This window comes from Paenibacillus sp. 3LSP, assembly GCF_032465655.1.
GTDB lineage: Bacteria > Bacillota > Bacilli > Paenibacillales > Paenibacillaceae > Fontibacillus > Fontibacillus barengoltzii.
The window spans coordinates 22,474-33,393 of the sequence record NZ_JAWDJI010000052.1 but is presented as its reverse complement, the minus strand read 5'-3'; the positions used below and the strand labels follow the sequence as shown (position 1 = coordinate 33,393).

Annotated in this window: 9 protein-coding genes; all 9 read left to right on the top strand. The window is 46.4% G+C overall.

Annotated features, from left to right (window positions below):
• The coding region (locus RW092_RS03410) for a hypothetical protein (RefSeq protein ID WP_316009532.1) at positions 1-484 on the top strand (484 nt) is incomplete at its 5' end.
• Between the two features lie 39 nt (positions 485-523).
• Positions 524-1,915: a hypothetical protein gene (locus RW092_RS03405; RefSeq protein WP_316009531.1), complete on the top strand. Its 1,392-nt coding sequence runs from the start codon at positions 524-526 to the stop codon at positions 1,913-1,915.
• Positions 1,915-2,568: a hypothetical protein gene (locus tag RW092_RS03400; RefSeq protein ID WP_316009530.1), complete on the top strand. Its 654-nt coding sequence runs from the start codon at positions 1,915-1,917 to the stop codon at positions 2,566-2,568. Before RW092_RS03405 ends, RW092_RS03400 begins: the two co-directional genes overlap by 1 nt.
• Before the next feature lie 54 nt (positions 2,569-2,622).
• The gene (locus RW092_RS03395; protein ID WP_316009529.1) at positions 2,623-3,183 is read left to right on the top strand and encodes a stalk domain-containing protein; all 561 of its coding nucleotides are present in this window, start codon (positions 2,623-2,625) and stop codon (positions 3,181-3,183) included.
• A gap of 355 nt (positions 3,184-3,538) precedes the next feature.
• Positions 3,539-4,996 carry a hypothetical protein gene (locus RW092_RS03390; RefSeq protein WP_316009528.1) on the top strand — a complete coding sequence of 486 codons (1,458 nt, stop codon included), beginning with the start codon at positions 3,539-3,541 and terminating at the stop codon, positions 4,994-4,996.
• Positions 4,997-5,145: 149 nt separating this feature from the next.
• Entirely contained in the window at positions 5,146-5,376 is a 231-nt protein-coding gene (locus RW092_RS03385) for a lytic transglycosylase domain-containing protein (protein ID WP_316009527.1), read from the top strand.
• A gap of 13 nt (positions 5,377-5,389) precedes the next feature.
• Positions 5,390-9,601 (top strand): LPD38 domain-containing protein, encoded by a 4,212-nt coding sequence (locus tag RW092_RS03380; RefSeq protein WP_316009526.1) that lies wholly within the window; start codon positions 5,390-5,392, stop codon positions 9,599-9,601.
• Positions 9,598-9,762 (top strand): hypothetical protein, encoded by a 165-nt coding sequence (locus RW092_RS03375; protein WP_316009525.1) that lies wholly within the window; start codon positions 9,598-9,600, stop codon positions 9,760-9,762. Before RW092_RS03380 ends, RW092_RS03375 begins: the two co-directional genes overlap by 4 nt.
• Positions 9,722-10,915 carry an N-acetylmuramoyl-L-alanine amidase gene (locus RW092_RS03370; RefSeq protein WP_316009524.1) on the top strand — a complete coding sequence of 398 codons (1,194 nt, stop codon included), beginning with the start codon at positions 9,722-9,724 and terminating at the stop codon, positions 10,913-10,915. Before RW092_RS03375 ends, RW092_RS03370 begins: the two co-directional genes overlap by 41 nt.
• Positions 10,916-10,920 lie beyond the last annotated feature (5 nt).

Below are 10,920 nucleotides of genomic sequence, written 5' to 3'. Positions count from 1 at the left end.
GACGGAAAGCGAAATGTGGGGGCCGTACACAAATGAAGATTACAGTACCAAACCGATTAATGGCGGTAATGGGGTAAATCATCCGTCAACAATCGGCCTTGACCAAGTTTATGTCCCGGTGTTGCGGGAGTGGGTCGAAGACTTGAGCAACGCGCAAATGCCTACTTTGATCGAGAAGCAACTCATGCCTATGGTGCAAACACCGTCATGGCAAACTGGCGGCACCACGACAACGACATCAGGCGCAAACCTACGATACTTTAACGCAGCCAAGACGGACTATCCACAGGTAATGACTCTGCAAAAGTCAGATGGGACATATCTTAAATTTAGACCGGATATTAAAAGCTTTGGAGCCGCTGTTGGTTTGCTCGCTGGTGAGTTTGCGGCATATAACGTGGACAATGTTACACAGGTCGTTTATGCATTTACGGGTACTGCGGATGCCAACAGATTAACGAGTTATCGTAGTGTATTGACGTGACCAATAGGACGATACTGTGCAACACTGGAGGTGAACACCTTGCAATTATGGACGGATGCACCGTCAAAATCAAAACAGGCCATAGTTACTTTAGCTGATGGTCTCAACCAATCCGTAGAATCCATAGAGATCAAGGACAGTCAAAATACTGCCGTGGTCAATATGGATTCTTTTATTTACCCAACGGTACAGGTAAGGGATGGATATACGCAATATGCGTCCCATACTGGCTATATAAACCGCATTTTTAAGTTCCTAGGTGTTTGGTACTGCGGGAATGGAAAAGGTCTGTACAAGCAATCTGGATCGTCCTGGACGCCAGTATATGAATACGGAGATACAAACAATAACCGACTGTGGGATGCGGCAATGTTTTTCGATGGCTCGAAACTGTATTTTATCGATGGATCGTTGCAACTACGGCAGTATGACGGATCATCGTTGACTACTTTGATCGCGGCACGACCAAACAGTTCGTTTATCGCCACGTACATGAACCGTTTCTTTATGGCAGGTCCGAATGATAATCTGCTTTGGTACTCAGGTTTACGTGACGCTGCTGACTGGACGAGCACCAACAAATACACCGGCACAGGGAAAATTACGGTTGAGACGCAGGATGGGGAGAAACCTACCGGACTGACCGGATTCAACAACCATGTGATCCTGTTCAAAAAATACACCATGCACAAACTGTTTGGTGAGGATTCGACAAACTTCAACATGACACAGCCTTATGGTGTTGGGTGTATCAGTGACCGGACCGTTGTTCCAACGCGTGAATCACTATTCTGGCTCGGGCCGGACGGGTTTTATGATTACATGGGTGGATCGGCGCCAACGAAAATCAGCGACCCGATTAAAAATTATATCAACTCCATAAATATGGCATACGCCCAGCACTGTGTCGCCGGCACAGATGGGCGTTTTGTTTACCTATCACTGGTGACAGGATCCGCAACAACGCCGAATGTGACGCTTAAATATGATCTACAAACCCGTGCATGGTGGGTGGAAAGTTACGTTGCTACAGCTTTTTACTTGGACGGCACGACCTTCTACTTTGCTACAGCAGACGGTAAGATCATGAAAATGGGCGGCGCGAATGACAACGGAACACCGATTGAATGGAGCATTGAAACCAAACCATTCAGCGAAAGTGATGAAACTGTGCGAAAGACGATCAACAAGCTATGGGTCATCGCAGACATCGATCCTGATAGCTCTCTAAACGTCGATTACGCCGCCGGAACCGAAGGGGGTACTTGGATCAATGGTTACTCCCAAACAAACGGTACAGGGCAAATACAGAGCCTAAGAATACCGATAATCGTCCGTACTCCTGAAATCTGGTACAGGCTGAAAATGTATGGCACAGGTAAAGCGAAAATACACCGCATTGTACGCGAAATATCAAGGAGGGGAGCCTAGTGGCTAACGTACAGTTACCGAATATCAATATCACCAACAATGATATAGACGCCGCGAGCCTACCACAGTTGCAGAAAATCGTTAAGACGTTGCTGAACACCACGGTAATGTTAACCGAGGAATTAACGTTCCTACTCAATAACCTGGACACCAGGAACGTGAACGAGATTGATGGTGATGTACTGATTGAAGGCACGGTTACTGCGCTGAAGATGCAAGTGGAAGAGTTGTCTGCGATTAGTGCGAATCTGGGGAAGATCACAGCCGGTCAGATTTTCGGAAATTATATCGCGACAAAAGAAGTTGGTTATCCAAGAGCTGAAATGAGCAATACAAATAATCTATTCCAAGCGAGTTCATCTGCTGGGAGATATATTCAGATGCAAAGCTTGGCATCTGGCATACTCCCGGCAATTAAGCTAATTAACGATGATCTAGATGGATCAATTTATCCATTGACTGGTAATTTAAGAATAGAGACATCTTCTGGACTAGGGGATATAACCATTGCCTCAGGACAAGATTTGCGTCTCTCCGCCGCTTACTTTGTAACACTTAGTGACTGGAGCAAGTTGTACTCTTATGGTAATGGACAAACATTACAAGAAGCTTTAGATGCATTATCTAGCAGAATCACAGCATTAGGAGGTTAACTTTACCAATTCTTCGTGATATATTTAAAAAAAATGACGAAGGAGAAGTAAAAAATGAAAAAATATGTTTCTGGTTTCGTAGCAGGACTATTGTTCATGCTTTCAGCTTCTGCGTTTGCTGATTCAATTAGCTTAATTGGAAAAAAAGTAACCGGTGAATATAGCGTGGTTGTCAATGGTGAAAAGTTGAATGATAAAGGGGCTGTAATCAACAACAGGACGAATGTGCCTGTAAGGGGATTGTCAGAGGCTTTAGGGGCTGATGTTTCAGTTGACAACCAGACCAAAACTATATACGTCACGTCAATAATTACACAAAATACAACTACGGAAACAAGCACTATCCAACAGGGAGGAAGTGTAAAAGTGCCAGAAGATCAAAACACTCCTGTTTTAAATAAGGAAAAAGAGATTAAAAGACTAAAATATGAAATCAGCATGTTACAAGATGAAATTACAAGCTTGAAGTTATCGATTGGAACCATGAAGGAAAACCCATGGAACTATGAAGAGTCTAAAGTTCAGTCGGAAATCGAAAACAAGGAGAAAGCTATAACCGAAAACGAGTCGAAAATTAAGGAACTTGAATCTCAACTCGCGGAACTTCAAAAATAATTGAGGTATACCGGAACGCATGATAAGATAAAATTAAAGTAAGGACGGTTGGCAGACCGTCCCTAGCACAACATCTTGAGTGGGGTAACCCTCCAAGATAATGCTTTTCTACGTGGAAAAGTAACCCGCACAGGTGCCAGCCTTAGAGCGGGTTACTTCTTTTTTCGGTCAATGTAGGTCAACAACGCAACAACAAACACTGCGAATGCGATCACATCGGAAAAGGAGAAGTCTTTCATAGGTTCACCCCCTTTCCGGAGGGAACCCACCCACTCAAGGCGTGTTGTACAAACTAAATAATACCATATAAGGACTCCATTGGGGTCCTTTTTCTATTGCACAAAGGAGGGGTAATATGGCAACGGCACAGCTAGGTTATGGTGGTGCGGATTATAACACTGCGGACGCTGAATTGAAGAAAAGAATCGCTCAGAATCAAGCGAAGATTAGCAATGATGATGCGTACAAGCAAAGTGAAATCCAACGGGCATTAAGTGTCATTTCTCAGCGACAAGCTGCCGGTTTAGACACGTCCGCTCAACAAAAATACCTGACCCAAAACTTGGGGTATCAATACCCGAATACAAATACCACAGCTAATACTTCGTTTACCGGAACGGCGACACCATCAAACACAACAAGCGCCTCGACTGCAGCTAAGACAAATGTGCAACAGGGGAGCGGATTAATGGACCTCATGCGTCAGATCGCCACCAGAGAAGTAACGCCGTTTAGTTACGACCCAAACAATGACCCGGCGTATCAGGCGGCTTTGAAACGAGCACAAGCGAACATTGAGCAAGGTAATGCAGCGGTTCAGGCTGAACTAAATCGTCGCGGGATCCTGAACAGCACAATCACCTCCGACCGAATGGGTGAAATCTCTGCAAATGAATTGGGCCGCGTTGAAACAGATGTGTTGCCTAGTCTGATGCAGCAAGCGTATAACCAATATCTGAACAACCTGAACCAGCAGCAACAACAGTATTCAAATATCGCTAATCTGGCTCAGTTGTATCTCAACGAAGATCAAAGAGCGATTGACAACACGAATACTCGGGCTGGATTAACTGGTTATCTCCCGGGTGGAGAGCAAGCACAGAGCCTAGTGAACCAATTACTGAGTTTGAAACAACAGGCTGAGACGCCGGGAATCACGGCTGCTGAGAGAACGCGATTAAGTAATCAAGCTGACGGAATCCGGGCTATGCTTGCACAGATGGGCGTAGACGCTAGCCAATACGGGGCTAACGTTAATTACGCTACGGCTAGTCAAGTCGCACCAACCATCCGAACGCTGGCAGGGCAACAACTGGATATGCAGCGTCAAGGACAAGCATTTGATCAGCAGTTTGCTCAGGAGCAATTCGCTTACCAGAAAGCGCGCGATGCAATTTCGGATCAACGCTGGAAAGCTGAATTCGACGAGAATGTTCGTCAATTTGGTTTGAACTACGCTTTAAATAGACTACAAGAGAGCAACCAACAGGCATACCGTCAGGCACAATTAGCTTTGGCGCAGGATGATAACTCCCGGGCGTGGGCTCAACTGGATTACCAGATGTCGCAACCGGTAAGTTCCAGCGGCGGCCTGACAGCAAATCAAGTTCTGCAAAGCATTCAGTCTCTCTACCGGGATCCGGACACAGGAAAGATAACAACTGACTCGGGACAACGTGAGCAGATGTTCCTTAATGTCGTAGATTCGGGCTTGAGCGATCAAGAAACCAATCAAATTCTAAGCGCTCTCGGATTCTCGAAATCCGAAATCAATAGCTTGACCAAAAAATACGGGGGCTCCTCGGGAAACTGAGTAGCCCCGGTAACACCGGGGCATATACGAATTATTACAAAGCAACTAAGGACGCGAAAGCAAATCCTAAAAACTATACGATTGCACGTACAGCAATTTCTAAAGCAATTAAGGACTTGGGATATCCAGAGAGTTGGCTTACTCCAACGTTGGAACTTGTAGCACGGGAATCCAGTTTTAATCCTAATGCGAAAAATCCAAAGTCTTCGGCAGCTGGTCTGTTTCAATTTCTTGATGAAACTCGTTCTATCTACGGAGGTAACAAGGTGGATTGGAGCGACCCGTATCAACAGGCTTTAGCGGGGTTAAAACGTATTAAAGATCGGTATGGAGATCCTGTTGAAGCATTGAAGTTTTGGGATAAAAACAAATGGTACTAAGGGGGTGCTAAGATTGGCAACCTTTGAAGATGTGCGGAGACGTAAACAAGGTGAAGAAGCAAAACAACGTGTACTGAACCGGGTATATTCATCCTCTCCGGTTCAAACTCAAACCAGCTCGAGTATTTTTGATGCGGTTCGGAATCGCCCGATCGAACCAACGATGTCTGAATTAACTGAGCGTTTCGACTTTGCTAAATCTACGAACCTGATCAATGCAGCTACGTCTAACGCTCAGGCACAGCAATTATCAGCGGCAAAGACCGCAGCGAAACCTTTGAACCTGATTCAAAATGCAATCAATAATCCTCCACCACCGAAAACGCAGTATCAAATCAATCAGGAGGAAATCGACAAGTTAAGTCCGTACAACCCGGTTAAATATTATGCTGGCGCAATGAACTGGATAACGCAGGGGAATCCTGTAGGCCAGTTTATTTCACGTGTAGGGAGTACGCCGGATGCGATTATGAGCGGGGGTAATCCCGCTACTGTACGTCCAGACTTGGGACCAACAGCAAACAAGGTGGCTGATGTTATCGGTTCCGCTTTATCTATCGCCGTGCCATCGGGAGCGCCAGTTGGTGCCGGACCTATCGCAGCACCATACAACGCAGTTGACAATCTTGTTGCTGCGTCTCCACGGTTACAGCGTGCGGAAAGCACGGTAGCAAATGCACTCACCGCCGGAGGAAGAATCCGACCGCAAACTGCACAAGCGGTAACAAGAGAAGCGTTCAGAGAAGGCACAGCGGGGGCGATACAAGGGCCTGCTCTTGCAGCAATGCAAGGACAACCAACGAACCGTGAACTTGCAGAAAACGCGGGCCTTGGGCTTCTGGCGGGTGCAGGATTAAGCGCGTTGCCTCTGGCGGCACAACCTATTCGTTCAGCGATCAATAACCGGCGTGTCGGGGATGCGCTGATGCGGAGCGTTAATAATACTGATTTGCCTGTAAATATAGGTCGAGGAATTTCCATAGAATCCATAACATCACCAGGTCAACAGGTTGATAGTTATTTTAATGAATTGATTCGCACTTCCGGTCCAACAACAGCAAGAGTATCACGCGGTGCATCGCTTGATAAAATTCTTACGGATATTAAACCAGTAGTAACGGAACGTATGACTCCACCGTTAGAGAATCCACGTGAACTCGCTAAATGGATTCAAAAAAATATCGGTGGGAACATATCTCTAAACGAGATAAAACAGATGGATTACAATCAAATGAGCAGTTTGGCTAATGATATTCGGAACAACATGAATCTTGAACAGGTTGCTAATCAAGTGGCAAAAGAAATGGGTTATGATCTTAAAAAGGCCCTAAGTGGTCCAAGAAAAATATCACCTAATGCCTTGCAACGCGGTAGAGAGTTGGAACGAATGCGGGAAATCGTTGGATTAGATCCTATTGTAAGACGACCAAACATACTTTTTCAGCCAGTTGAAAGAAACCCTGTTGTCCCGTCCGATCTATCTAGATTTCAGGAGCAACTAAATTCCATCAATAACCTCAAACAAAGCTGGTTTACCAACCTTTTTGGAGAACAGGGACTTGGTATTTCTCCTGTATCTGGTCGAGGATCCGGTCGCATGATATCGACACAGGATCAAATCGTTAAAAGCGCGATAAAGAATGATGTACAAGGAGTCATGGACTCAGCAGCAGCACAGGCCCGGGCAACTTATCAGAACTTTGTCGATTACCTCTCTCCGCTCAAGAAGGTGAGCAACGAGACGTATCAGACAGCTATGGACGCATCGAGAGCTAATAACCTGGCTAACACAATCGCTCGAGATGCATTTGTTACACCAGAAGGTGAAGTAGTCGGGGAAAGCCTACAAAGCATTTTCAAAAAGGTTCCACGCGGTCAAGATAAGAACTTTGTCGATTACCTTATCCTGCGCCACGCAGAAACACGGATGAGCCGTGGTGAACGTGTATATGACGAAAGTTTGAACATGACGCCAGAGAAAGTCCGGGCTCGGATCGAAACTCTGGAACAGCGGTATCCTGGATTTAAGCAAATCGCTCAGGAGTGGGACCAATTCAATGACAACGTTCTGAAATACTTAGGCGTGAACGAAGGTCTAATTTCTGAGGACTTGTATCAAGCTTTGCGGGAAAAGAATCCTTTCTACGCACCGATGCGACGGCAGTTCTTACGATCTGAGAAGCCGGGAAGAAAGATGCTGGCTAAAACGACCTCCTCCAGCTTCAGTGGTCAGAAGGCTCCTATTAAGGAGGTCAGTCCTACTGGTTCCGTCAGAAAAATTGTTGACCCGCGCAAAACTACTATTGAAACGATCGGAGCCTGGACGAATGCAGCCCTACGTAACCGCACGATGCAATCTTTGGTTGATGCTATTAAGCGTGATCCAGAAGGTATGAAAGGCATTGCGGAAATTGTGAAGGGTCCGAACGACAAGCGGAATCTGCGTGAAATCCTACTCAATGATGGGATTGATGACTTTGTTGAGGCGCTGGACAACGACTTTAAAGCCGTATTTAAAACCACGAAACTGAGTAACGACAACGTTGTAAGAGCAATGGTTAATGGTCAGCCAGTTTACATCCAAGTGAACGATCCTGAAATTGTTCAAGCATTAATCGGCATGGGGCCACAAGCGTCTAACATTTTGATTGATGTTTTTGGTGCGCTCAGTAATGCAACGAAATACGGTGCAACCGGCGTGCTTGCTCCAGTGTTTGCGATCAAAGGGGCTACGATGGACCTTGTACAATCTGCAATTCAGGCTAAAAATCCTGCGCAACAAATGGCCTATACGGTGTATGGCATACTATCCGGGATTGCGGATAGGTTGAATATTCCAGGATTACGCAACATGGCACAAGAGTTCCGGCGCGCCGGTGGGGAGTATTCAGCAGCATTGAAAGGTGATCGTAAAGTTAACCGACAAATTATCGATATGACGCGGTATCCCATCTTGTCGCCCCAGGGCATTGCAAAGGCAACAAAAAACGTTGCTAAAGCGCCATTTTCTGCTTTACAGGCTATCGGTGATATTGCGGAAAACGCCCCACGTATGGCGGCCTACAAGCTCGAAATGAAACGTCTTGGCGGTGAGAGAACGCCTGAGAATGTGCGCCGAGCAATGGAACAGGCCCGGGAGATTACGGTCAACTTCTCACGTAAAGGGGCGTGGTCTAGGGATATTGAATCGTTTGTTCCGTACAACAATGCTGCAGTACAAGGCACGTATCGGATCCTGAGAGCATTTAAGCAGAATCCTGTTAAAACCATGATTGCGATTGCTGGACTCTCGGTACTCCCAAAACTGTACGAATACACGCAGTTTGCGGACGATCCAGACTATCAACAACTCCCGGCGCGGGAGCGTTATCGCTTCTTGATCGTGAGCAAGAATCCGGATGGGACCTTTGTAAAAATCCCGATGGAACCGGCGTACAATTCCTTTGGCGAATTGACCATTGAGGCGTTACGTGCATTTAAAGACCAGGACCCGACAGCGTTTAAAGGTGCAGCAGATGCTCTTGCTAACGCTTGGCTCCCACCCGCAGCAACAGGCCTTTTACAAGGCGCTACTCAGGGTGGTGGACTAGAAAAAAGCATTGCTGGCGTTATAAACGCTACCGTAGCAGCACCATTCGTTTCGGTTATTGCTAACCAAAGCTTTACCGGCGCTCCAATCGTATCTCAAGGATTGTCTGACCGGAGCCCACAATATCAATATGACGAACGCACAAGCGCGATAGCGAAGGAACTAGGGAAGTACCTGAAAATGTCTCCGATGAAAGTAGATTATCTGATCCGGGCCTACGGCGGTGACCCTGCGCGTCTGCTCTTGCCGCTTACATCTGATGTGGGTGCAGGTAACGTGCGGAATACCCTTTTGAAAAACTTTATCGTGGATCCGCAAGTAACCAATACGTTGCAAGATGATTTCTATACCGCTAAAGAGAATTTGACCCGTGCCTATCGTGATAATCAAGAGGCTGGTGCAGAACTGCCTTCCTGGTACAGTGACGAGCTGCGGAAACTGGTTACGTCTACCGCTAAAGGATCGATCAGCAAACAGATTTCTGAATACCGTACAAAGATCAAAGAAGTCAGTGCTGATAATTCATTGAGCGCCACTGAAAAAACGCGCCAGCTGCGGGATCTACGTCAGGAGATGAACAAGATTTTCATCGACATCAATCAGCGGTTAGAGGAAGCGGGTGTGCCTTTGAAATGATCGAATTTGACGAATCCGAATTCCTTTATACCGATGTAACCGACATTACCCTGCAATTTATCTTTGATATGTACGGCCCAGAAGTGAGAGACAAGCTACTGGTGCCGAAGGTGGTGGCGGATGTACGACTTTCTGATAGAGGTTCTGAGCACGCTATTTAAACACGGGTGGTCCCTGTCTTCGGCAGGGGCCATTATCTTTCTGCTGCTCAAGCAACGCAAGATTAAAAAGCGGCTACGCAAGCATTTCCCCTGGATGTTTTCGGAGGAAAATGACGTACGAGCCTATGCAACAAACCAATTAATCATCATGGAAAATCAACGCCGGATCATGATCAGCTTGGGGGTGGAGCCTTGTGTAAATGGGCCTATGACGAAATCCGAAAATCAGCATCAGAAGAATTACAGTACGTTATCGAACTTATTACAGCCGGTTATCGACCGGGTAGGGCAATTAAGGAGGAGCAAGATGAAAACAATCGTAATCGACGCAGGACACGGAGGGAAGGACCCGGGAGCGCTCGGGACAACGGGAACACGTGAGAAAGATTTTGCTCTGACCATGGCGAAGAAATTAGCTGACCGCTTGAAGGGGAGCGAAGTTACCGCAGTATTAACTCGGCAGAATGACACGTTTATTGAACTATCAGATCGTGCAAAGATCGCCAACAATCTAAAAGCAGATGCGTTTATCTCGATTCATGCAAACAGCACCGGTACAGAGGGGAGCGCTAGTGGGACTGAAACATTTTACACACGTCCCGACAGCAAGAAGCTTGCAGATGTCCTACACAAACACATGGCACAAGCCACAGGGTTAAAGGACCGTGGTGTTAAGGTGGGGAACCTCGCCGTGACCCGGGAAACGACAATGCCAGCTGCACTACTGGAGGTTGGTTTTATTAACCATCCATCGGACGAGATTAAACTGTTTGACCCATCGTTCCAGGACAAGGTGGTTGATGCTATTGCTAAGGCAATCTTAGAATACCTTGGCGCCGAGGACCGACCAGTACAAAACGATGTTGAGTACCCAGCAATGGAAATCAAGGTCCATGCACATGAAGATCAAACCTATACCGGGTACAACATCAAGAATACAACGTGGATCCCATCCAGACCGATTGGAGAGCTCCTTGGAGCGTCCGTAGGATACACAAAAGGCAAAGTAACGATTAATGGTCAACCGTTGGAAACCAAGCTCATTAACGGCCTAGGTTACGTTACAGCGCGGGAGTTTGCGTCCGTCTTGGGAGCACGTATTTTTTGGGACAAGGCCGAACCTTATAAAGTCGATATCTATAAAGGAGTGTGAAAGAA

What these genes read in the sequence shown, in the direction of transcription:
- RW092_RS03395 (WP_316009529.1), top strand. Translation starts at nt 2,623, where the DNA reads ATGAAAAAATATGTTTCTGGTTTCGTAGCAGGACTATTGTTCATGCTT.
- RW092_RS03390 (WP_316009528.1), top strand. Translation starts at nt 3,539, where the DNA reads ATGGCAACGGCACAGCTAGGTTATGGTGGTGCGGATTATAACACTGCG.
- RW092_RS03375 (WP_316009525.1), top strand. Translation starts at nt 9,598, where the DNA reads ATGATCGAATTTGACGAATCCGAATTCCTTTATACCGATGTAACCGAC.
- RW092_RS03370 (WP_316009524.1), top strand. Translation starts at nt 9,722, where the DNA reads ATGTACGACTTTCTGATAGAGGTTCTGAGCACGCTATTTAAACACGGG.